Source organism: Bradyrhizobium sp. CIR48 (assembly GCF_014198315.1).
Taxonomy (GTDB): domain Bacteria; phylum Pseudomonadota; class Alphaproteobacteria; order Rhizobiales; family Xanthobacteraceae; genus Bradyrhizobium.
This window is the reverse complement of the sequence record NZ_JACIHG010000006.1, coordinates 276,029-297,629: the sequence shown is the minus strand read 5'-3', so window position 1 is coordinate 297,629 and position 21,601 is coordinate 276,029. Positions and strand designations below refer to the sequence as shown.

25 protein-coding genes are annotated in these 21,601 nt (G+C 64.4%); 6 read left to right on the top strand and 19 right to left on the bottom strand.

What is annotated here, in order from left to right; all coding sequences use genetic code 11:
• Positions 1-21: 21 nt before the first annotated feature.
• Together GGD66_RS20485 and GGD66_RS20480 are read left to right on the top strand one after the other, a co-directional pair.
• Positions 22-990 carry a LysR family transcriptional regulator gene (locus GGD66_RS20485; RefSeq protein WP_183258924.1) on the top strand — a complete coding sequence of 323 codons (969 nt, stop codon included), beginning with the start codon at positions 22-24 and terminating at the stop codon, positions 988-990.
• 211 nt (positions 991-1,201) lie between these two features.
• Positions 1,202-2,242, top strand: coding sequence for a tripartite tricarboxylate transporter substrate binding protein (locus GGD66_RS20480; protein WP_183258809.1), 1,041 nt, complete (start codon positions 1,202-1,204; stop codon positions 2,240-2,242).
• A 129-nt stretch (positions 2,243-2,371) separates the two neighbouring features.
• On the opposite strand, the gene GGD66_RS20475 is transcribed toward GGD66_RS20480, so the two are convergent.
• The 18 genes from GGD66_RS20475 to GGD66_RS20390 form a co-directional block, all read right to left on the bottom strand.
• Positions 2,372-3,421, bottom strand: coding sequence for a LacI family DNA-binding transcriptional regulator (locus GGD66_RS20475; RefSeq protein WP_026201594.1), 1,050 nt, complete (start codon positions 3,419-3,421; stop codon positions 2,372-2,374).
• Entirely contained in the window at positions 3,418-4,062 is a 645-nt protein-coding gene (locus tag GGD66_RS20470; protein WP_183258808.1) for a ThuA domain-containing protein, read from the bottom strand. Before GGD66_RS20470 ends, GGD66_RS20475 begins: the two co-directional genes overlap by 4 nt.
• A 10-nt stretch (positions 4,063-4,072) precedes the next feature.
• Positions 4,073-5,170 carry a Gfo/Idh/MocA family protein gene (locus GGD66_RS20465; protein WP_183258807.1) on the bottom strand — a complete coding sequence of 366 codons (1,098 nt, stop codon included), beginning with the start codon at positions 5,168-5,170 and terminating at the stop codon, positions 4,073-4,075.
• Between the two features lie 22 nt (positions 5,171-5,192).
• Positions 5,193-6,041: a carbohydrate ABC transporter permease gene (locus GGD66_RS20460; protein ID WP_092261880.1), complete on the bottom strand. Its 849-nt coding sequence runs from the start codon at positions 6,039-6,041 to the stop codon at positions 5,193-5,195.
• A complete protein-coding gene (locus GGD66_RS20455; RefSeq protein ID WP_092261879.1) occupies positions 6,034-6,975 on the bottom strand; it encodes a carbohydrate ABC transporter permease in 942 nt (313 codons plus the stop codon). The genes GGD66_RS20460 and GGD66_RS20455 overlap by 8 nt, the downstream gene beginning before the upstream one ends.
• 2 nt (positions 6,976-6,977) lie before the next feature.
• Positions 6,978-8,237, bottom strand: a complete 1,260-nt coding sequence (locus GGD66_RS20450; RefSeq protein WP_183258806.1) for an extracellular solute-binding protein — start codon at positions 8,235-8,237, stop codon at positions 6,978-6,980.
• Positions 8,238-8,391: 154 nt separating this feature from the next.
• Positions 8,392-9,477 carry a YeeE/YedE family protein gene (locus GGD66_RS20445; RefSeq protein WP_183258923.1) on the bottom strand — a complete coding sequence of 362 codons (1,086 nt, stop codon included), beginning with the start codon at positions 9,475-9,477 and terminating at the stop codon, positions 8,392-8,394.
• Between the two features lie 106 nt (positions 9,478-9,583).
• Complete coding sequence (locus GGD66_RS20440) at positions 9,584-10,027, bottom strand: DsrE family protein (protein WP_183258805.1); 444 nt, start codon at positions 10,025-10,027, stop codon at positions 9,584-9,586.
• Between the two features lie 8 nt (positions 10,028-10,035).
• On the bottom strand, positions 10,036-10,941 hold the full coding sequence (locus tag GGD66_RS20435) for an alpha/beta hydrolase (protein WP_183258804.1): 906 nt from the start codon (positions 10,939-10,941) through the stop codon (positions 10,036-10,038).
• A 14-nt stretch (positions 10,942-10,955) separates the two neighbouring features.
• A complete protein-coding gene (locus GGD66_RS20430) occupies positions 10,956-11,420 on the bottom strand; it encodes a hypothetical protein (RefSeq protein ID WP_409362376.1) in 465 nt (154 codons plus the stop codon).
• On the bottom strand, positions 11,417-12,109 hold the full coding sequence (locus GGD66_RS20425) for a c-type cytochrome (protein WP_210321615.1): 693 nt from the start codon (positions 12,107-12,109) through the stop codon (positions 11,417-11,419). Before GGD66_RS20425 ends, GGD66_RS20430 begins: the two co-directional genes overlap by 4 nt.
• Positions 12,093-13,355 (bottom strand): sulfite dehydrogenase, encoded by a 1,263-nt coding sequence (gene soxC, locus GGD66_RS20420; protein ID WP_092261873.1) that lies wholly within the window; start codon positions 13,353-13,355, stop codon positions 12,093-12,095. The genes GGD66_RS20425 and soxC overlap by 17 nt, the downstream gene beginning before the upstream one ends.
• 6 nt (positions 13,356-13,361) lie before the next feature.
• Entirely contained in the window at positions 13,362-15,053 is a 1,692-nt protein-coding gene (gene soxB / locus GGD66_RS20415) for a thiosulfohydrolase SoxB (protein ID WP_183258802.1), read from the bottom strand.
• A gap of 27 nt (positions 15,054-15,080) precedes the next feature.
• Positions 15,081-15,902, bottom strand: a complete 822-nt coding sequence (gene soxA, locus GGD66_RS20410; protein ID WP_092261871.1) for a sulfur oxidation c-type cytochrome SoxA — start codon at positions 15,900-15,902, stop codon at positions 15,081-15,083.
• Between the two features lie 29 nt (positions 15,903-15,931).
• Positions 15,932-16,258, bottom strand: a complete 327-nt coding sequence (gene soxZ, locus GGD66_RS20405) for a thiosulfate oxidation carrier complex protein SoxZ (protein ID WP_092261870.1) — start codon at positions 16,256-16,258, stop codon at positions 15,932-15,934.
• A gap of 18 nt (positions 16,259-16,276) precedes the next feature.
• Positions 16,277-16,729: a thiosulfate oxidation carrier protein SoxY gene (soxY, locus tag GGD66_RS20400; RefSeq protein ID WP_183258801.1), complete on the bottom strand. Its 453-nt coding sequence runs from the start codon at positions 16,727-16,729 to the stop codon at positions 16,277-16,279.
• 18 nt (positions 16,730-16,747) lie between these two features.
• Positions 16,748-17,203 (bottom strand): sulfur oxidation c-type cytochrome SoxX, encoded by a 456-nt coding sequence (gene soxX, locus GGD66_RS20395; protein ID WP_092261868.1) that lies wholly within the window; start codon positions 17,201-17,203, stop codon positions 16,748-16,750.
• 129 nt (positions 17,204-17,332) lie between these two features.
• A complete protein-coding gene (locus tag GGD66_RS20390; RefSeq protein WP_246788929.1) occupies positions 17,333-17,950 on the bottom strand; it encodes a thioredoxin family protein in 618 nt (205 codons plus the stop codon).
• Between the two features lie 140 nt (positions 17,951-18,090).
• Between GGD66_RS20390 and GGD66_RS20385 the strand changes: the two genes are divergently transcribed.
• Complete coding sequence (locus GGD66_RS20385; RefSeq protein WP_246788928.1) at positions 18,091-18,717, top strand: hypothetical protein; 627 nt, start codon at positions 18,091-18,093, stop codon at positions 18,715-18,717.
• Between the two features lie 2 nt (positions 18,718-18,719).
• Here GGD66_RS20385 and GGD66_RS20380 read toward each other — a convergent pair whose 3' ends face one another.
• Positions 18,720-19,451: a cytochrome c biogenesis CcdA family protein gene (locus GGD66_RS20380; protein ID WP_183258799.1), complete on the bottom strand. Its 732-nt coding sequence runs from the start codon at positions 19,449-19,451 to the stop codon at positions 18,720-18,722.
• A gap of 101 nt (positions 19,452-19,552) precedes the next feature.
• On the opposite strand from GGD66_RS20380, the gene GGD66_RS20375 reads away from it, so the two are divergent.
• The 3 genes from GGD66_RS20375 to GGD66_RS20365 all read left to right on the top strand — a co-directional run bounded on the left by GGD66_RS20375 (position 19,553) and on the right by GGD66_RS20365 (position 21,464).
• Positions 19,553-19,924, top strand: coding sequence for a thioredoxin (locus GGD66_RS20375; protein ID WP_183258798.1), 372 nt, complete (start codon positions 19,553-19,555; stop codon positions 19,922-19,924).
• Between the two features lie 35 nt (positions 19,925-19,959).
• Positions 19,960-20,310, top strand: a complete 351-nt coding sequence (locus tag GGD66_RS20370) for a metalloregulator ArsR/SmtB family transcription factor (protein WP_092261865.1) — start codon at positions 19,960-19,962, stop codon at positions 20,308-20,310.
• Between the two features lie 74 nt (positions 20,311-20,384).
• Complete coding sequence (locus GGD66_RS20365) at positions 20,385-21,464, top strand: YeeE/YedE family protein (protein WP_092261864.1); 1,080 nt, start codon at positions 20,385-20,387, stop codon at positions 21,462-21,464.
• Positions 21,465-21,601 lie beyond the last annotated feature (137 nt).

The window sequence follows — 21,601 nt, the reverse complement described above, 5'->3', positions numbered from 1 at the left end:
GGCCTCGTGGAACTCAGGCAGATGCAATATTTCCTGTGCCTGGCCGATGAAAAGAACGTCACGCGGGCCGCGCGCCGGCTCAACATCGTGCAGCCGGCGCTCAGCATGCAAATCGCCAAGCTCGAGGCCGAGCTCGGCCAAAAGCTGTTCGACCGCAGCGTCCAGGGCATGACGCTGACCAGCGCCGGCGAGGCGCTGGTGCGGCTGACGGCGCCTATCGTGCGCGATGCCGAGTATGCGCGCCAGGAGATGGCCCAGATCGGCGGGCGGATTTCGGGCCGCGTCTCGGTCGGCCTCATCACCTCGGTCGCGCAGAGCACCATGGCAAGCTCGTCGGCGACCGTCGCGCGCCGCTATCCCGAGATCATCCTCTCCGCGTGCGAAGGCTACACCGAAACGCTGGTCGACTGGGTCAACAGCGGCCAGCTCGATTTCGCGCTGATCAACGTGCCGCGCCGAAGGATGCCGCTCGCCGCGCATCACATCATGGACGAGGAAATGGTGTTCGCCTGCCGCAAGGACGGCCCGATCAAGCCGCCCGCAAAACTGCGCTTCGACCACATCGCGAATTTCGATCTGGTGCTACCATCCAAGCGCCACGGACTGCGGCTGATCCTCGATGAGCACGCCGCAGCCCTCGGCATCGACCTGCGGCCGCGCCTGGAGCTCGACACGCTGCCCGCCCTCTGCGACGTGATCGCGACCACCGACTTCGCGACCGTGCTGCCGACCATCGCGCTCCGGCAGTCACTGGCAAGCGGAACCATTCGAGCCCATCGTTTCGACGCGCAACGGATCGTTCGCTCGATCGCCTGGATGCATCACCCGCGGCGAGCGGTCTCGGTTGCGGCCAAGGCCGTGCTGGACGTCATCAGCCACGATCTGGCGCAGGCCGCGGCGGTGGCAAAGGAGTTGGCTGAACCTGGCTTCGGCGGCGCAGCCTCGTCATCCCGCAAGCGGCGTCACAAGGCTGGGAAGATGATTTCCTGAATTCCGAACGCTCATTCGGACAAGATGTCGCGCCCGTTGCAAAATGAGACGGGTTGGTAAGTTTCGAGACGAGCCGGCATGACGGTCACGTCAAGCCGCTAACTACGGTCCAGGCGCAGAAAATCGCGGCCTGGCGCTCCTCCCGGACATTCTTGTCACGGACGCTCCCAAGGCTTGCAGAACAAGACACGGTCGGGAGATTCAGTCCGAGATGGCAAGGTTCGGTCACAGCAAGATCACGGACGGCACAGCGCCGCGCGTTGAAGGATTTCACCCTGACCGCAGGTCTTTGCTCTCGCTCGGCCTGGGCGCAGCTCTCTCCGCCACCGGGCTGCGTCCTGCGCAAGCGCAAGACTACCCCGCGCGTCCGATCCAGGTGCTCGTGCCCTTCGCAGGCGGCAGCGCCAGCGACGTCATCACGCGCATCCTCCTTAACCGCATGTCGGCGTCATTGGGACAGGCCTTCGTGGTCGACAATCGCCCTGGAGCCGGCGGCAATATCGGTACCGCGGCCGCTGCACATGCCGCCCCGGACGGCTACACGCTGCTGATGAGCACCTCGGGCCCACTGGCCGCGAACCGATCATTGTACAAGGAGCTGCCCTACGATCCGCTGAAGGATCTTGCCCCGATCGGACTGTTTGCCACGCTGCCGAATGTCATTGTGATCAATTCGAGGCTGCCGCCGAAATCGCTGCGCGAACTGATCGAGTACACCAAGGCGCGCCCCCGGGAGCTGAACTACGGGACGGTCGGAGTCGGCTCGTCGCAGCACCTCGCGGCCGCCTATTTCGAGCAGCTCACGGGCACCGAGATAACCCACGTTCCTTACCGCAACATCGCCGCTTACACGCCGGACTTCATCGCGGGCCAAGTCCCACTGGGCTTCCAGCTCTTGCCGAACGTCATCGGTCTGATCAGGAGCGGCGACGCGCGCCCGCTCGCGGTTGCCAGCGACAAACGCATGACGGCGCTGCCGGACGTGCCGACCGCGGCCGAGGCTGGCCTGAAGGATTACGAGAGCGCGGCGTGGCTTGCCCTGCTCGCGCCCGCGGGCACCGGCACTGCCGTTATCGACAAGCTCTATGCCGCCATGATCGAAGCCATGAACGATCCGAAGGTGCGCACCCTCCTGGTGGAGCAGGGCGCCGAGCCCCTGGTGATGGACCCCCGAGGTCTTAAGGATTTCATGACCGCGGAAACCAAGAAATGGGCCGGGATCATCAAGAAGATCGGCATCGAGCCGATGTGACTTACAGCTTTTGGGTAGTCGTCAGCCCCGTCCGCGTGATCCGCTATCCGCGCTCTGCTCGCCCAAAGCTCGCTCGCTGACCGGCCCGCGCCTGGCTCAACGCTGCGGCGCTCGCGGTATGAGCTCGCGTTACGGCAGATTGTCCCGCAGAAAAATGTCGATGCGGATGCGCTCCTGGTCGGCGCTGATTGGCTCGCCCGAACAGTGCGCGAGCAGAATGCGTGCCGCGGAGCGCGCCTCGTGCCCGGGATCCTGATTGATCACGGCATCGAGGGTGCCGCGAACCAGGAAACGCCGTGTGTATTGGGTCAGCTCATGGGTAATCCAGACCACTTCGCGAGCGCGGCCCGAAGCCTCGAGCGCATCGGCGATGCCGCGGTTTCCGGCACCGCAGCAGTATATGCCGCGAAGATCTGCATGGCGCGCGAGCAGCGCGGCCGTGAGCTCCCGTGTGCGATCGCTATCGTCGCGGCCCTCGATGACCGGCAGCGCGGGCAGGTTTGGATACTCGCTGGACAGGATCTGGTGGAAACCGAACTGCCGTTCGGTGTGATCGCGCAGCGACAGCGACCCCGCGATCACCGCGACCGTCCCCTCGCGCCCGGCGAGGAAGCGCCCCATCAGCGTCGCGGCAGTGCGGCCTGCGGCGGGATTGTCGATGCCGACATAGTGCAGGCGGCGCGAACTTGGCGCGTCCGACACGAGGGTCACCACGGCGACCCCGCGTCCGACGAGCTCGTCGATCGCGGCCCGAACCCTGGGATGATCGAGCGCGATGACGGCAACGCCCTGGTAGGCCGGCGACAGGGTCTCCAGCGCGCCGGCAAGCACATCCGCATCGAACACATCGACATGGAGAATGTCGATGAAGCCGCGCTGACCGGCGAGCCAGTCCGCGGTGCGCAGGACCTGCTCGCTCAAATTGGTCATGAAGCTGTTGCTGCCGGTCGGCAGCACGAAGGCGAAGCGGAATGTTTGCCCACGGGCGAGCCGCGCCGCCGCGAGGTCGGCGCGATAGCCGAGTTTTGCCACCGCGGCCTCGACACGCGCGACGGTCTTGGCGCGCACGCCCTCGCGCCGGTTGACGACTCGATCGACGGTCGCAAGCGAAACGCCGGCCGCACGCGCGACGTCCTCGAGCGTGGCGCGAATCGCCGGCTGCGTCGCCCCACCCGTCATTCGCGCGCCGCCCACAGCATGCCGCGGGTCATCAGTGTCCGGATCTCCGGCACGTCGAGCTCGTAGGCACGGTGGCCGAGCGAGGAATAGAACACCCTGCCCGCGCCGTAGCGCTTCTTCCAGACCACGGGCATCACCACACCCTCGATCCACGGCGCGTGCTCGCCGGTGAAGGTCGTCGTCGCCAGCACCTCGTTGGCGGGGTCGACATGCATGTAATACTGCTCGGAACGATGTTCGAAACTGTTCAGGCCCTTCATGATGGGGTCATCCGGCTTCGTCAAGTCGACCTTGTAGTCGATGATGTTGCCGGGATGGGCAACCCACTGCCCGCCGCACATGAACTGGTAGTCGACCGAATCGCGGAACGCATCGCACATGCCGCCATGATGGCCGGCGAGCCCGACGCCGCTCCGCACCGCCGCGCAGAGATTGAGCGCTTCCGCCTTCTCGATCTTCGACATCGTGTAGATCGGGATGATCAGCGACATGTCGTGGATCTCGGGATCGGCGAATGCCGCCGTCGTCGTCTCGATCCGCACCTCGAAACCTTCCGCCCTCAGCCAGCCGCGAATCAAAGAGGCGCAGAGATCCGGATCGTGTCCCGGCCAGCCGCCCCATACAATCATTGCCTTGCGCATGGTCATTCCCTCAGTCGATCTGTCCCGTTTCACGTCCCGCCGGCAGCATCGCCGGCCGCTCGACGCTGCTCTCGATCTCGACGCGGCGCCCCTCATCGGCGGAGGTCTGGAACGCCTCCATCACCTCCAGCACGTGGAACGCAAGCGCGCCGCTGGCGCGGTGCGGTCGGTTGTTCAGGATCGCGGACGCCATGTCGGCGACCCCGATGGAGCGGAACTCGCCTTCGACATGGCCGTGCGTCAATGGCATTGCTTCCCATTCGCCACCGGTCCTGGCGAGGTGCACCTCGCCGCCGAAGCGGTTCGGGTCCGGCACCTGCAGGCTGCCCTTGTCGCCATAGATCTCGATCGGCGCGTGCCGGTGCTTCGGTACATCAAAGCTCATCGCGATCGAGATGACCGCTCCGCTCTCGAATTCAAGCGTGCCCGCGACATGGGTCGAAACCTCGACCGGGATCAGCGTGCCGTTCATCGGCTGGCTGGTGACCAGGCGCTCCGATTTCGGCCGCGCGGTTGAGCCCATCACGCTCGCGACCGGGCCGAGCAATTGCACGAGATCGGTGATGTAGTACGGCCCCATGTCGAGCATCGGCCCGCCGCCGCGCAAGTAATAGAAGCCCGGCGCCGGGTGCCAGCGCTCATGGCCGGGGCAGCCGAAGAAGGCACTGCCCGCCACCGGCGTGCCGATCGCACCGTCGTCGATCAGCTTGCGGGCGGTCTGATGCCCGCCGCCAAGGAACGTGTCGGGCGCGCAGCCGACGCGCAGGTTCTTCTGTGCGGCGAGATCGATCACCTTGCGGGCTTCGGCGGCGTTGATGCCGAGCGGCTTCTCGGAATGGACATGCTTTCCGGCATTCAGCACCGCGAGACTGACATCAGTGTGTGCCAGCGGCACCGTGAGATTGATGACGACCTCGACGTCATCGCGTTTGAGTAATTGATCGACCCGCATCGCCGGCAGCCCGAAAACGGCACCCTGCCGCTCCGCGACTTCACTGCGCATATCGGCGAGCGCCCTGACCTCCATGACCGGGAAGCGTTGCGCCGCCTTGAGGTAGGCAGTGCTGATGACACCGCAGCCGATGATTCCAATTCCGACTTTTCTCATTGTGATCTCCGTAAGGGTTCATTCATCCCTTGACCGCACCCGCAGTGAGGCCGGCAACGATGTGCTTCTGCGCCAGAAGGAAGAGAATGATCGTCGGCAGGATGGTCAACGTGATGAAGGCCAGGATCAGGTGCCATTCGGACGAATACTCGCCCTGATAGACCATGATGCCGAGCGGCCAGGGATAGAGCGCATCCGTGTTGAGCATCACCAGCGGCAACAGATAGGCGTTCCAGCTGTTGACGAAGGTGATGGTCCCGACGGTCGCCAGGATCGGCCGCGACAGCGGCAACGTCACATAGCGGAAGAACTTGATGTAGCTGCAGCCGTCGACCAGCGCAGCCTCGAGCAGTTCGTAGGGAATGTCCTTGAAGAACCGCCGTAGCAGCAGCACGCTCATCGCGAGGCTGAAGGCCACCTGCGGCAACGCAACGCCGAAATAGGTATCGAGCAGCCCGAGATCGCGCACCTTGATGAACAGCGGAAGCACCGCGGTCGCCGCCGGAAACAGCAGGCCGAGCGTGAGATAGCTCAGCAGCATCGAGCTGCCGTAGAACTTGACATGGGCAAAGGTGAACGCCGCCATCGATGCGGTGATCAGGGTCAACACCACCGCGAGCGACGATATGATCAGCGAGTTGCGCAGGAGCTGCCAGTAGCGCGCGGAGAACAGGATGTCGGAGTAATTCTGCCATTCCCATTGACGCGGCAAACCGAACGGGTTGACGCGCAATTCGCCGAGCGATTTGAAGCCGCCGAGCAACGTCGCGAGCAGCGGCACCAGCACGAAGATGGCCACGATGGCGAGGAACACGGCCTTGAACAGCACGGCAGGATCGACCGGGCTGCGGGAAATCTTCGCACTATTCATCGCGCATGAACCAACGCTTGTAGGTAAAGGCAAAGGTCACGCAGATCGCGAACAGGATGACGCCGATGGCGCTGCCATAGCCGACCCGCATGCGCGAGATGCCGTTGTTGTAGAGGAAGCTCACCATCGTGTTCGAGGAGTCCGCAGGCCCCCCGCGTGTCAGCGGCATGACGAGGTCGAACAGCTGCAGCGAGCCGACAATGGCGAAAAACACCGAGAGGCGGATCGTCGGATAGAGCAAGGGAATGACGACATGGCGCAGGGCTTGCCAGCGCGTCGCACCGTCAATGCGTGCCGCCTCGATCAGGCTCTTGTCGAGACTCTGGAGCGCCGCGATGAACAGCATCATGTGGAAGCCAAAATACTTCCACACGATCACGATCAGCACGGCCAGCATCGACGTGTCGGTCGAGGCCAGCAAATGCGGCGGCTCGGCGCCGAAGCTGCGCCAGATCGAGGCGACGAGGCCGTAATCGCCGTCATAGACGAAGCTGAAGATCAGCCCGGTCGCGATCTCGGCCAGGATATAGGGCATGAAGAACAGCATGCGCAGCGCCACCGACCCGCGAAAGCGTTCGGCGAGCATCAAGGCGAGCGTCAGCGCGAGCGGAAGCTGGATCGCGAGCGAGACCGCAATAATCAGCCCATTGTTGCGCAGCGCGAGCCAGAAGGCGCGCGTCTCCAGCACGAAGCGGTAATTGTCGAAGCCGATCCAGTTGGTCGGCCTGCCGAACCCGTTCCAATTGAAGGCCGAATACCAGGCGGCCTCGCCGATCGGCAGCACCACGAACAGCGTGAATAACAGCAGCGCCGGCGGCAGGAACAAGATCAGAACCGTGAAGCGGCCGTCCCAGGCCGGGCCGCGGACCGCGAGCGAAGAGAACGGTGTCCCCGCAACGCCAATCGCGGGCGAATTCGCGATACGCCGCGCCACCGTCAGTTGCCCTGCTTCCACGCCGCCTCGATCGCCTTCGCCGCATTCTGCGGGCTCATGCTGCCACCGGCGATCTCCGCGGTGACGTCGTTGACGACGCGGCCGACCGACGGACCAAGGCTCTGGTCATAGAAGTTCTGGTGGTAGTTCGACTTCGCCAGATTGGCCGCGATCAGCTTCATGAAGGCATTGTTGAGACCAGCGTCCGCGCCCTGCACCACCGGGATGATGAAGTTACCCGCCGCAAGCCGCGTCTGCACATCCTTCGAGACGAAGTATTTCAGGAAATCGACCGCCTCCTTCGGCGAACCTTTCGTGACCAGCCAGCCGGTAATGCCGCCGAGCGTGTCGGTCGGCGCGCCCTTGCCGCCGGCCACCACCGGGAAGTCGAACCAGCAGATCTTGTCTTCGCTCAATCCGACCTTGTCGGCGGCGAGAGCGCGCTGCAAATGATAGACAGTGCTGATCGCGAGCGTCATCGCCGCCTTGCCGTCGCCGAAATAGCCGACGGCCTGAGGATTCTTGAAACCAAGGAAGCCATTCTGGAACGGCTGGAGATCGACGAGTTGCTTGAACAGCTCGCCGGATTTCTGGAAGGTCTCGCCGGCGAAGCCGCTGTCCTCGCCGCGCAATGCCGCGTCGAATGCCGGCTTGCCGCCGATGCGCACCGCAAGATGGGTCCAGTAGAAGTGCAACGGCCATTTGTCGGCGCCGCCGACCACGATCGGCGTCACACCGGCGGCCTTCAACGTCTTCACCGCCGCAAGCAGATCGTCCCAGCTCTTGATCCCGGCAGGATCGACTTTCGCCTTGGCCATCAGCTCCTTGTTGCAGAGGAAGCCGACCTGCGATAGCGCGGTCGGCAGACCATAAACGCGGTCGTTGGCGGTGAACGCGGCGAGCGCGGCCGGCGTGAGACTATCGCTGTAACCCTTCACCTGTTCGGTGATGTCGTCGAGAACACCTGCCTCGATCTGGGTCTTCAGGACGCCGCCGGCCCAGCTGTAGATGATGTTCGGGCGATCCTTGGATTGCAGGATGGTCGGCAGCTTGGCCTTGTAGGCTTCGTTCTCGAGAAACTGCATCTCGACCTTGACGCCAGGATGGGAGGCCTCATAGGCGCGCGCGACCTCCTCCCAGATTTTCACCTGGGCCGGATTTGCCTCGATGTGCAGCCACTTTACGATCGTATCGGCTGCTGCGGCGTCGGCCAAAAGCAGGCATGCGGCAGCGGCGAGTCCCAGCTTCCTGAGCAGTCTCATCACATCTCCTCCCGACCGATCCTATTCTTTGCCGCGATCCTGCTCCCGATTTTTGAGGTACGCAACTAAAATTCTGATCTACGTACCTCAGAAGCAAGCACGCGCATTCGCCAAAACGCTCGATGTTGTGTTTAGCAATGCGACAATGTTGATTTCAGCCGCTCGCGGCCGGCAAGCCCGTCGTCTGCTGCGGCACGCCGGCGCGGTCGACAAGCAGATCCGTGAGTCCCGCCCCCAGCCACATGCCGCCGAGCACGAGCCAGGCGGTGAGTGCGAATACGGAGGCACCAGTCACGCCGGCGCCGACCGCGCAGCCGCCGGCGAGCATCGCGCCAAACCCCATCAGCACCGCCCCTAACAGGTAGCGCCGCATGCCGAGCCCGTCCGAGAATCCCTCAAGCTTAAGTTCATGCGCGCGCGCCGCGGCCAGAAACGAGCCGAGGAATACGCCGGGGACGATGCCGAGGTCGAAGCCGAGCCGAAGCTGCGCGCTGTTGAGCACCAGCATCAGCAACTCGGCCGACGGCCCGCTGAAGGTGAGGCTCTTCAAGGTCACCGGCGCGAAGGAAGCCTGCGACAGCTGGTAGGTGAAGAGCCAGCCGGCGACGACGGCCGTTCCGGTCGCAAGCGCGGCAAGGATCAGCCGGCGCGGCAACCGGCTGCGAAAGGCGAAGGCCAGCCCCGCAATCAGCCACAAACCTCCGAATGCAAGCTTCTCGGGCGTGCCGGCACCGAACATGGCCATGATGTCGCGCGACGGACCGCCATCGACCAGCCACAGGTTGGTCACCCATTCACGCGCGGGCGACAGCAGGCCGCGATAGGAGGCTTGCGCAGTCACCGCAAACACCAGCCCCGACAACAATGCCCGGAGATTGCCATTGGCCGAGAGCACCAGCAGCCGGCTGGCGCAGCCTCGCGCCAAAATCATCCCGCAACCGAACATCACACCGCCCAGGAGAGCGCCGGAGATGCTGCCCTGCTGCGCGAGCTGGCGCGCCTCGGATATGTCGAGCCAGCCGAGCGCGACCAGGCCTTGCGTACCCACCAGCGCCGCGGCAAAGGTCAGGAGCCATACGGCAAGACGGGGCCCGCCCTCGCCGCGGGAGAATTCGACCGCCGCGGCACGCAGACAGAAGCGGCTGCGCTGCGCGAAGAACCCGAACAGACCTCCGACCATGAGGCCGCCGAACCATGACAGCGGATCTTCACCCAAGAGATCGATGATCGACGTCAGCACGTCCGCCTCGGCTGTTGCTGCGAGCATGCAATTCTAGCGATCGCGTCGTCGCGACCCATGAGCCAGATCAAAGCTCGACGTCGCAGGATGCCGGAACACAGCGGCCTCAGGGGCGCAAATAGGCAAATCCCTGCTGTTGCAGCTCGACGAGCCGCACCACGCCGCCCTTCTCGGCCACCACGAAACCGGGCGTGAGATCGTCCAGCTTGACGCCCTGCGCCTTCATCGTATTGGCGCAGGCATCGAAGCCGACGCCGGCATCGACGAGCTTCGTCATCATCGCAACGGTGTGGTCCTGCGCCGCGAGCGCGTGGAAGGCACGCAGCGCCGGTCCGTGCACGACCAGCCTGATGTCGGCCTTGCCGGGTCCACCGACGCCGTCGACATGGTTTTGCAGATTGCCCAGAACGAAGACGACACGATCGGCATCGGCCAGATGATAGACGACGCGCTGTCGCGCGGCCGTTTCCGTCGCCGCGGACGCCTGGCGCACCGCGAACGCACCAAACAGCCCGGCAACGCTCGCGCCAAGCATGGATCGACGCTGCATGGTCCCTCCTATCGTGCCTGCTTGATGAACTCGGCGATTCGATCGGCAACGTCTTCCGCGAACAGGTCGCGGAAGAAATGATCGGCGTCCTCGATCTTGTCGAGATGCACCCTGCCCCCGCTCGAACCGGCAAGCGACGTGAAGGCGGCCGCCACGTCGGGCACGACGGTGTCCTTGGTCGCAGCGAGCACCAGCACCGGCAGCTTCACGCGCGCCACCAGCGCGGCCGTGTCCTGGCCGGCATCGGGACCGTAGAATGACGCAAAGGCCCGCGCGGAAACCACGGCATTGCGACAATAGACGAAGCCCGGCACGTCCATCCACTCCCCGCCCCGGCCCGCCGCAACCGCTTTCATCGCCAGCTCCAGAACCGGCTCGAGCGGCTTGCCATAGGTCTTGGCGTAGGAGGCGCGCAGATCGGCCTCGGCTTTTGCGGTCACCGGCGCCAGCACCACCCCACCCGCCACCGGCGAAGTCTCGTTCGCTGCAAGATACCGCGCCACCTGGTTGCCGCCGCGCGAATGGCCGAACGCGAAGACGAGCCGGGACACGCCCCTCGCCCGCGCGACCCAGGCGCCGATCTCCGCGACTGCATCCTCAACGACATAATCATGCCGTGCGGTACAGTCGTACATGCCTTTGCGGCGATCGAGCCCCAGCGACAGCGTATGGGCGAGCGAAGCGATGCCGCGCTGCTCAAGCGCCTTGGCAACGCCCTGAATGACCTCCATGTCCTTGTGCGCGAGCGTGCCGTGGGTCATTACGACGAGCGGCGTGTCGGGTGTCATCGCGGCTGGCGTGCGCAGTGTCGCGAGCGTGGTGCGGCCGTCGACCGACAGTTCGAGCTCCTGTTCGGTCGCATATGCGGACCCTGCGAACGCGAGCAAGACGGCCAGTCCTATCAACAATCGCATCAGCGGCTTTCTCCTCAGGGCCGGACAATCGTCCAGTTCTTCTCCGCCAAATCCATCAGCGCGGCAACCCCGACCTGCGTGACGCTGACGCCCTCAATCAGCGGCGGCCGCTTGTCCTCCTTCGCCGCCAGCGTCTCCAGCGTGTTGCCGCAGGCGATGAAGCTCACATTCGGCATCGATTTCAGGAAATTCACCAGGCGCTCCTTCACCGGCGAGCGGTCCTGAAGCAGCATGTCGAGGCCGCCGTTGAAGGCGACCACTGCGATTTCGACATCCTCGCCCTGCCCCGAATAATGCCGCGAGACGTTGGCCGCAACATCGAGCACGGCGCGCATCTTGACCGGGTCGTCGTCGCTGATCTGCAGCGCGAGCCTGTGAGGTTCGGCCGCCTGGGCCACGGCCGGATGGATTACGATGAGCGAGCCAACAGCGAGAGCCGCGTGCAGCACCGCGCGGCGGCTCGCCCGGCCGTGTCTCACTCCACACCCCGCGACTTCTTCTCCTTGCCGTCCTCGGGCGTCACGTCGATGGCGGCAGCGCGCCCCGTAATCTTCACCGGGGCGATGCAATTCTTCATGCAGGGGTCTTTCTGCCAGAACGACTTCTCGCTGGTGGCGCGGTCGTCCATCACGAACCCCTGCTCGTTCGGCATCTTGATCGTCGCAAGGGACTTCTTGTTCAGCTCGAAGTTCTGATCGGTGACGACGTCGTTCAGATAGAGGACGTAAGCGACCAGCGCATAATATTCATCGACGGACAGGGATCCCGTATTGCCATAAGGCATAGCGTGACGGACGTAGTCGAACACGGTGGACGCGTAGGGCCAGTACGAGCCGACCGTCTTGACCGGGTTGTCAGACGTCAGTGAGCCCTTGCCGCCGGCCAGCACCGGCCAGCGGCCGTTGCCCTCGCCGAACTCGCCGTGGCAGGACGAACAATTGTCCATGAACAGCTTTTCGCCCTGCATGGCCGTGCCCTTGCCGTCCGGCAGGCCCTGGCCGTCCGGGCGCACGTCGATATCCCAGCCGCTGATCTCGTCCGCGGTCGGCGCGCGGCCGATGTGATAGCGTGGACCGTTCTTGGCGTCCGCCTTCTGCTGCGCGAGCGCCGGCACGCTCAGCGCGCATGCGAGCAGCGCGGCTGCAGTGAACTTAAGCGACTTCGACATTCTCGACCTCACCATTGGCCTGCACATGCCAGGTCTGGATGCCATTGTTGTGATAGATGGAGTTGACGCCGCGGATCTTGCGCAGCTCCGCCTTGCTCGGCTGCACGTAGCCGGTTTCGTCCTGCACGCGCGATTGCAGCAGCAGCGGCTCACCGTTCCAGTCGAACTCGTAGTAAAAACGCGTCAGCGCCTTGTCGAGAACCGGCCCGTCGAGCCGCGCCGGCCACCAATTTCGGCCGCCGTCGAGTGACACGTCCACGCGCTTGACCTTGCCGTTGCCGCTCCAGGCCAGACCCGAGACGATGGTAAAGCCTTTGCCGTGCTTGATCGGTGCTTGCGGGCTCGGGCTCGTGATCACGGACTTGGCGTCCATCGACCAGGTGAAGCGGCGCGCCTTGCCGTTCGGCATGAGGTCCGTGTATTTCGACGTCTCCTCGCGAGTGTGCCAGGGCTGGTCGCCGACCTTGATGCGGCGCAGCCACTTGACCCAGAGATTGCCCTGCCAGCCTGGCACCACGAGCCGCATCGGATAGCCCTGTTCGGGATAGAGCGCCTCGCCGTTCATCTTGTAGGCGATGATGCAGTCGTCGAGCGCTTTCTCGATCGGCAGGCTGCGGTCCATCGCCGCCGCGTCGGCGCCTTCGACCAGCAGCCACTTGCCGCTCGCCTTGACGCCGGCTTCCTCCAGCAGGGTGCGCAGCGAGACGCCGGTGTACTGCACGCAGTGGATCATGCCGTGGGTGAACTGGCAGCCATTAAGCTGGGCGCCGCGCCATTCCATGCCCGAATTCGCCGCGCATTCCATGAAGTGGATGCGGTTGACGCGCGGATAGCGCTTCAACTCCTCCAGGGTGAGAATGAGCGGACGCTCGACCAGCCCGTGGATCATCAGGCGATGATCGGCCGGATCGATCTCGGCGATGCCGCCGTGATGCCGCTCGAAACAGAGGCCGTTCGGGGTGATGATGCCTTCGAGCTCATGCAGCGGCGTGAAACTCACCGAGGATTCGCGCGAGGCGGTCAGCCATTCGACGTCGCGCCGGACGACGTCCTTCTCGAATTTCGACGGCTTACCATACGGGCGCACCGCGACGCCCTCGCCGAGCGACTTGGTCCATTCCGGCACATTGGGCGGCTGGTTGGCGGGATTTCCGCCTGCGGCCGCCGGCCTTGCCAGCATCGAGGCTGCGACGCCGGCGCCGGCGGCCAGGAAGCTGCGACGGGATTGACTGTCCATCTTCGACATCGCTTCTTACGCTCCGGTAACTTTGACGGCCCGGTTGGGCTCGAGCCGAACGGTTTTCTGTCGCGTCAGGTAATTCGCGACGACGTCCCAGATCGGCGGCCCTTCGGTTCCTTCGTTGACGCTGGCCCAGCCGGCGACCTGATATTCCCTGGCGGGCTCGATCGGTGTGCCGGTCTTGAGGACCTGCATGTCGGAGATGCGCTGCCCCTGCGGCTTGGTGACGTCGATCGCGTAGGAAAGCCCGCCGATCCGCACCATGTCGCCGCCCTGCTGATAATAGGGGTCGACATTGAAGAGGTTATCGGCGACGTCCTCGATGATCTCCTTCAACCGCGAACCCGTCATACCCATGCGGTAAACCGCCGGATACGTGATCGCGGTCGCGTTGGTGACGTCCTCGAAAGTGATGTCCTGTCCGGGCAGCACGCTGGTGCCCCAGCGGAAACCGGGCGAGAGTGCGATCTCGGCATCGCGCTCCTGCAGCAGCGCCTGGCAGATCAGATCGTCGAACGTGCCGTTGAAATTGCCGCGCCGGTAGAGCAGCGAGTCGGTCTTGCCGAGTACCTTGGCCAGATCGGAGGCGAAGGGTTTGCGGACCTCGGCGATCTTCGCGGCCATCTCGGCGTCCGCCGTGATCACATCGGAGAACAGCGGAATGAGCTTGTAACGGAACGCTTTGACCTCACCGTCGCGGACGTCGAGATCGAGCCGCGAGACGAACTTGCCGGAGGAGCCCGATGCGATCAGCAGGGTCTTGCCTACCTTGACCGCCTCCGGCAGCGCGTCATGGGTATGGCCGGTCAGGATAACGTCGATGCCCTTGATGCGGCTCGCGAGCTTGCGGTCGACATCGAAACCGTTATGCGAGAGCAGCACGACGAGCTGCGCGCCGCCCTTGCGCGCCTTGTCGACTTGCGCCTGGACGTCCTCCTCGCGCACGCCGAACGACCAGTTCGGAATCAACCACCGCGGATTGGCGACCGGCGTATAGGGGAAGGCCTGGCCGAGCACCGCGATTTTGACGCCGCCGCGCTCGATCATGGTCGAGCCCTCGAACGCCGCCTCGTTCCATTCGGTGTCGCGGATGTTGAGACCGAGGAACGGGAAGCCGAGGCCTTCGATGGCCTGCTTGACCCGCTCGCTGCCGTAGGTGAACTCCCAATGCCCGGTCATGGCGTCGGGCTTGAGCAGTGCCATGCAGTCGATCATGTCCTGACCGCGCGTCTTCAGTGACGACCATGAGCCCTGCCAGGTGTCGCCGCCGTCGAGCAATGCGACCTTGTCGCCGCGCTCGGCACGGATCGCCTTGATCACGGTCGCGGCGCGATCGAGGCCGCCGATCCGGCCATAACTCTTGGCGAGCGCCTCGAAATCCTCCGAGGTCAGGGCGTAGGCCGCCGAGGAGCCGGGCGCGATGCCGAAGCGGGCGAGAAACTCCTTGCCGGTGACGTGCGGCGGAAGGCCCTTGGCCTCACCCACGCCGAGATTGGTCGAAGGCTCGCGGAAATAGAGCGGCATCAGCTGACCGTGGATATCGGTCACATGCACCAGCGTGACGTTGCCGAGCGGCTCGAAGGCCAACAATTCCTTTTCGGTCAAGCGCTGCTGGGCGAACGCACGGTTCAGGCTGGAGCCCACACCGGTCGAAAGTCCTGCCGTTGCCGCGGCAACCTGAATGAACTCGCGGCGAGAGATCATGCGCAACACTCCTGCAAGCTCAACGTTTCAGTTGCGCACCGACGGCGTCTCGACCGGAAGGCCGATGCCGCGCCAGGCCACATAGAGCTCGAGCGCGAGGAACTCGTCCGATAGCGGCTTGAACGGCTCGGCGCGCACGTCGAACATGCAGCCTTCGAATCGCTCATGCAGTGGCACCAGGCGCTGGTCGCGCAGCCGATAGGTCGGAAAACCGTTGGTCTGGCCCTGGCTCAGGAAGTCCGCGCGCATGAACTTGCCGTTGTTGCGCTCGTGGCAGGACTCGCAGGCGAGATCGAGTTGGCCGTAGCGCGTGTAATAGATCTGCTTGCCGCGCTCGAACCAGGGCGACATCGGCCCGTCGGTCTTCACCGAGACTTTCATGCCGCGCGATTGGTAGCGCACGAACGCTGTCATGTCGGTCAGCTCACGGGATTTGAATTTCCAGGGCTCGGCCTTCATGTGCTCGCTGCGGCAGATGTTGATGCGCTGTTCGAGATTGACCGGCTTCTTCAGCTTGTCGTCCCATTTCGGCATGGCGGCGCCGACGCCCTTCATGCTGGTCTCGGCCTCGCCGTGACAGCTCATGCAGGACTTGCCCTCGCTGCCCTCGACCTTCTTCCAGACGTCAGCCGCGCGCTCCACGGCGAGGAAGCCCGGATTCTCGAGATCGTCGTCCTGCAGCGCGCGGGTCTCCTTGCTGCGAAATTCGTAGCCGGAGATGATGGTCTTGAAGACGTGGCCGGGCGGCGCCGCGATGCCCTTGCGCTCGGCGTCCTCAGCGACCGCGAGCGTCGCAACCGACGCGGCGGCCGCGACCAGAGCGGCCAACCCAACATATCGTCGCGCCATTGCGTGCCTCCCTCAATGCGCGATGCGCATCATGCCTTGAACGCAATCTTCTCTTCAGCCGTGATCACCGTGCCATCGTCGTCCGTCCAGGAGAACTTGAACGTGCCGGCTTCGTCGACCCGCGCGTCGAACTGGACGTAGGGATTGGCCGAGATCGCAGGCTCGAGCGCGCAGGAGAACACCGGCTTTCCGTTGAACTCGCAGGCGAACTTGTTGATGATCTTGCGCGGAATGGCCTTGCCCTGCGCGTCCTTGCGCTGGCCGGATTCCATGACATGCGAGACCAGGGTCTTGATCTGGATCACCTCGCCTTTGGCCGCTTCCTTGGGAAGCTTGATGCGCGGTTTGTCTGCCATTGTTCCTCTCCTGACGCCCTAGCCGCCGCAGCCGCCGATGGTGACCTTGACGGTCTTCTGCTCCATGAACAGCGAACCGTCACTCATCTTCGCGACCGCAATCACGTTCTGCGTGGTCGCAAGCCGGATCCGGATCGAAGCTTCCGCCTTGCCCGACAGCGGCGTAAACGACAGCGTCGCCACGCCCGCATTGGGGTTGCCGTCGGCGATGATCAGAACGTCTTTCACATAGGCGTCTGCCGTCATCGGGCTCTCGATGTTGATCGAGAGCGGCACGGTGTTGCCGTTCTCCGCGATCTCCGGCAGGTCGAGCGCGATCTTGCCCTTGGCAGGCTGCTTGCCGCCGGTGAACGTCTCGATCCACTTCGCCGCATCGCCCGTCACCTCGGCATCGGCTGCGATGGGCATCAGCGTCAGCATGACGAAGCCGCCCCCGAGCGCAAATGCCTGCCGTCGATTGATGGCTCTCATTCCTGATCCTCCTCGCCGTCAGTTCAGCGTCTTGAGAAAAGCGATGACGTCCTCGACCTGCGCGGCCGTCAAAATGGACTTGCCGACGAACTCCGGGCGCACCCGGCTGAGGCCATCATTCCGGAAGAACGCCGGCATGACGGTGTCGGTAAAGATGCGCTTGGGGTCGGCGATGATGAGGCGCAATTGCTCCTCGGTGTAGCGGCCGGCCACGCCGTCCAGGGATGGACCGAACTCGCCGTGGAAATCCTCGGACTTCAGGCTGGTGACCTGGTGGCAGGCCAGGCAATTGCCGAGCGTGCGCGTCAGAAATACCTTCTTGCCGGCGGCGGCATTACCGGGCGCGCCGGTCAGGGATTTCGGCAAGGAGTCGTTGACGATATCGAGCCTGATCGGCTCCTTGTTCGGATCTTGCGCCAGAGCGCTTCCGGCCGACAGACAAAGTGCAAACGCAGCTGCAAGCGAGCGCCGCATGTTCCCTACCCTCGGATCGCGGGGTGACGCCCGCTCTTGGTCACAACGGACTCACAGTCCATCAAATTCAGTTATTATGATATGTTCATATAAACGCTGGCGTCAAGCGGAATTCGACGGCGTTCCGCATCAGCCGTTCGCGGCCAGGAAATCCCGGAACGAGCCGCGCTCGTAAGCGCGCTCCCGCACGAAACGAAACATCGCCAGGAAGTGCGGCGGCTTGAGATAGCCGGGTGCCCTCGCCACCTCGCGCGCCATTGCATCCTTTGTTTCGAGGCCATCGGCGGATGGTGGAAAGAACTGAAAGGTCGGCGTGAACCGGATCCCGTATTTCTGGGCGAGCTCTTTCTCTGTTAATTCCTGGCGGTCGAAGTCCGTCACCTTGCGCGCGCCGATCAGGTTGAGCTGCAGCACCTCGAAATTGTCGCGGATATAGCTGGCGATGCCGGCATCGGCGAAGTTCACAAGATGCGTCTCGCGGCAATAGGGGCAGCCGCGCAGCTCCCACATGATGGCAAGCCGCTTGCCGCCGGCCGCAGCGCCCTCCAGATCTTCGCGCAGATCAAGGAAGCTCTGCAGAAACCAGGGCTCGTGATAGAGCCCGTCTTCTCCGACGGCGGGCTCGGCCGCCGCCGCGCCGCGGCCGGCCAACGCCGCGCCTGCAGCGAATGCGAGGACGCCGCGTCGCGTCGGCGTGCGAAGCGAGGTCGGGGTTTCGTGCCTCGGAAGGTCTTGCGCGTTGCTCATTTTCATTATGATATTCGAATACACGAATGTGACAAGGAGATCCGATCTTGCGCTGCACCATCGTGCTGCTGGCATGGCTGGCCTCGAACGCGCTCGCGCTCGGCGCGGAAGCCGATAGACCTGCGGATTTCGCATCGGCGATGGCGCCGATCATGGCCAATCTGCGCACCGCCGCGAGCTATGCGCGCACTGGAAATTTCGCACTGGCGCAGATCGAGACGGACGAAGCGGTCGCCGGGTGGAAGCGGCTTGTGCCGAGCACATCCGGTCCCCCGCCCGCTTATGCGCCGGCCGAATTGACGCGATTTCTCGACGGAGGTCGCGAGAGACTCACGGCGATCACGGGCGCGCTGGACCGCGGAGACAATGTCGCCGCCGGCCGCGAGTTGCTTGCGGTTCGGCAGGCTTTTCACGCGCTCAGGCGTCACGCGGGCCTGTACGATCTCGGCGATTGCATCTTCGAGATCGCGCCCGCCATGGAAGCGTTGCGTATCGCCGCCACCAGGTACGGCGAACAGCCGGCATCGGCGAATGCCGAGGACACCGTCGCCGCCGCGAGCGCGTTCCGCGATCGGCTTCAACGCTGTAACGAATGGGCAAACAGCGAGATCGCCGCCCAAGGTGAATTCCGCCGCCTGATCGACGGCGCAATCGCCAGCAGCGGCGAGATCGCTCATGCCGCGATGGCGGGCGACGGCCCCCTCGTGCATCGTTACCTCATCGAACTGCAATCCTTTGCCCAGTTGCTCGACTTCCGTTACGGCTAGCCTCAGCCGATGCTGGTCAATGCAGGAAAATGCTCGAGCAGCCATTCCGAGACCACGGGCATCAATCCGGTCAGGAACATCAGACCGGTCACGACGAGGAAGACGCCCATCGACTTCTCGATCAGGCCGAGATGCCGGCGCACACGACCGAGCGCGGCAATGAAGCGGCCGGTGAAGGCCGCCGCGATCAGGAAGGGAATGCCGGTCCCGACCGAATAGGCGAGCAGCAGCAATGCGCCCCGCCCGGTCGTGTCCTCCGAGCCCGCCATCAGCAGCACGGCGGCGAGGATGGGGCCGGCACAGGGCGTCCAGCCAAACGCAAAGGCCAGGCCCATGACGAAGGCCCCCGCCACGCCGGCCGGGCGGTTGTCGACCTGCACGATCGCGCTGCGATAGAGCAGCGGAATCCGGAGCAGCCCCAGGAAATGCAGGCCCATGACGATAATCAGCCCGCCGGCGACGATGCCGAGCGTCGACAGGTGCGCGGAAATGAAGCGTCCCGCGATCGAGGCGGTCGAGCCGAGCGCGACGAACACCAGGGAAAAGCCCGCCACGAAGGCCAGCGCGGAGATCAGGATCCGCGGCCGCAGATCCGGGCTGTCGCCGCACAGATCCGTGACCGAGACGCCGGCCATGTAGCACAGGAACGGCGGCACCAGGGGCAGGATGCAGGGCGACAGGAACGACAACAGGCCCGCGACGAAGGCCGCACCCAGCGTAACGTCCAAGGTCATTTCCGCCCCATCCCTAGCACATATACGAGTTTAATGATATAAAGCGTCGATCGACGTTTGGAAAGCATCACGAGGAAGTCTGCAAAGGCCGGTTACGCAGCATGAACAGAATCATCGTTTTGCTCGCGCTCGCCGTCGGGCTCACGCTGCCCGCGACGGCATCGCGCGCCGCCGAGCTCGTCATGTTCGAGCGCGCCGGCTGCGCCTGGTGCGCGCGCTTCAACGCCGAGATCGCCCCGATCTACGGCAAGACCGACGAAAGCCGGGCTGCACCACTGCGCCGGGTCGACCTGAACAGCCCCCTTCCCGCCGATCTCGCCGGAATCGATCCGGGTCCCTTCACGCCGACCTTCGTCGTGGTACAAGAGGGCCGTGAGATCGGGCGCATTCGCGGCTATCCCGGCGATGCCTTCTTCTTCGGCCTGTTGGACCGAATCCTGTCAAACACGGGATCGGAACCCGGGAGGTCGTGACCATCTTGCGGATTTTCTGAGAGGAACTTGACGCGATGCCGTTGCCAAAGCTGAAGGATATCGAGGGCTCCGCCGAACTCGAGCAGATGATCGAGAAGGCGCGCGAGGCCAGCGACATGCTCAAGGCGCTGTCGCACGAGTCCCGATTGCTGCTGCTCTGCATCCTCTCCGAGGGCGAGAAGTCCGTGACCGAGCTCGAGCAGTTCCTTGGCGAGCGCCAATCGACCGTCTCCCAGCAGCTCGCGCGGTTGCGGCTCGATCGGCTGGTGACGACCCGCCGCGACGGCAAGACGATCTACTACAGTCTCGCCAGCGAGGACGTCCGCAAGATTCTCACCGCCGTTTACGACGTGTTCTGCGAGCCGGTTCGCCGGCGCCGCCGGTAGTTCTCCACGCTGGATTTTCGCGCCCCACCGGGGCAGACTACCCGCAAGGCAGAACCAAAAACGAAGCGGGAGGAATGCTGAGCCCTTCGACCATAGCGTTCGCATGCGGGCTTGCCGCCGGTGCCGTGCTCGGCGTTGCCGGCCGCGCGGGTCGTTTCTGTACGCTGGCGATGCTCGAGGACGCATTCTTCGGATCGGATTTTCGTCGGCTGAAATCCTTCGCGCTGGCCGCGGCAGTCGCCCTGCTCGCGACCCAGGCGCTCGCCGCGTTCGGCATTGTCGATCTGTCGCGGTCGATCTACCTCACGGCGTCGATCGGACTTGGCGGTGCGATCATCGGCGGGCTGATGTTCGGCGTCGGCATGGCGCTGGTCGGCACCTGCGGCTTCGGCACGCTGGTGCGCGTTGGCGGCGGCGATCTGCGCGCCATCGTGGTCTTTCTCGTGCTCGGCCTGTCGGCGCTCGCGACCATGCGCGGCATCACCGGCATGCTGCGCCTGATGCTGATCGAGCCGTTGTCGTTGCGGCTACCCGAGGGAAGCACCCAGACCTTGACGTCGCTGCTCGGCGCAGGCAGCGCGATGCGCGCGATCCTCGTCGTGGCGATGTCCGCCGCGCTCGCCTTCTGGGCCCTTGCAGATGGCAGGCTGATCCGGTCGCCGCGGCTGCTGGCCTCCGGCATTGCCGTCGGCGCCGCGATCGCGTTCGGCTGGTTTGCCACCGGATGGCTTGCCGACGACGAGTTCGATCCCGTGCGGGTCTCCTCGCTCAGCTTCGTGGCACCGCTTGGTGACGCCATTCTCTACGTCGCCACCTTCTCCGGCGCGCGGCTCAATTTCGGCATCGGCTCGGTTGCCGGCGTCGTCGCAGGCTCGTTTGCCGCCGCGATGCTCGCGCGCGGCTTCCGCTGGGAAGCGTGCGACGACGCACGCGAGCTGAAGCGTCACATGATCGGCGCGCTGCTGATGGGCATCGGCGGCATCATGTCGATGGGCTGCACCATCGGTCAGGGCCTCAGCGCGCTGTCGACGCTCGCGGTTTCGGCCCCCGTCACGATGGTGGCCATCGCCTGCGGCGCCCGCCTCGGGCTCGAGTTCACGATGACCGGCGAGTGGCTGCCGGCCGTTCGCAGACTGTTCGGGGTCTCGACCTGACTCGAAAAACGCGGATCGCCGTCGAACTGCCGGCCTCGTATCCTCCTGTAGTCCGGTTGCCCTTTCAAGCATGACGGCAGACACACCTTCGCATTCTCGCGGCTGATTTCGCCCGAGCTTTGCTTGGTCTCGCTACC